General features: G+C 67.4%; 2 protein-coding genes. Both read right to left on the minus strand.

The window, feature by feature from the left end:
* On the minus strand, positions 1 to 210 hold a 210-nt coding region (locus tag AC1U89_RS24635; protein ID WP_479902235.1), incomplete at its 3' end, for a VOC family protein.
* Between the two features lie 5 nt (positions 211 to 215).
* Positions 216 to 525: helix-turn-helix transcriptional regulator (locus AC1U89_RS24640; protein WP_479902236.1), on the minus strand; the 310-nt coding region annotated here is incomplete at its 5' end.

Genomic DNA, 525 nt, shown 5'->3' on the forward strand with positions numbered 1-525 from the left:
GCGCTCGTCGTCGGTGACACCGGGGTCGGCGGCAGGCGGCTCCAGGACGATCGACGTGCCCGGCTGGTCAGGCGGGCCGACCGTGATCCACCGCATCCCGCCGTAGCCGACGTCGTTGCGGACCTCGAAGCCGAGCGTGTCGCGATAGAAGGCGACGGCGGCGTCGGGATCGTTGTGTGGGAGGAAACTCGCGTGAATATTGATGTCCATGGAATTTATGCTAACTGCGGTGCCGGGGCCGGCACTTCTCGATTCCTGACCGGTCTGGTCACCTGTTTCGCTACGCAGGACGGCATCCCCGCGGTCGTACGGGCAGCCTCGCGCCGGTAGACGCTGGGCGGTACGCCGACCAGCTCGGTGAAGCGGGTGCTGAAGGTGCCCAGSGAYGARCATCCSACYKYGAAGCAGACYTCGGTGACGCTGAGRTCGCCSCGGCGCAGCARCGCCATCGCGCGYTCGATGCGCCGCGTCATCAGGTAGCTGTACGGCGACTCGCCGTACGCGAGGCGGAACTCGCGGCTGAGG

The sequence above is a fragment of the Caulobacter sp. 05T431 genome (assembly GCF_056665975.1).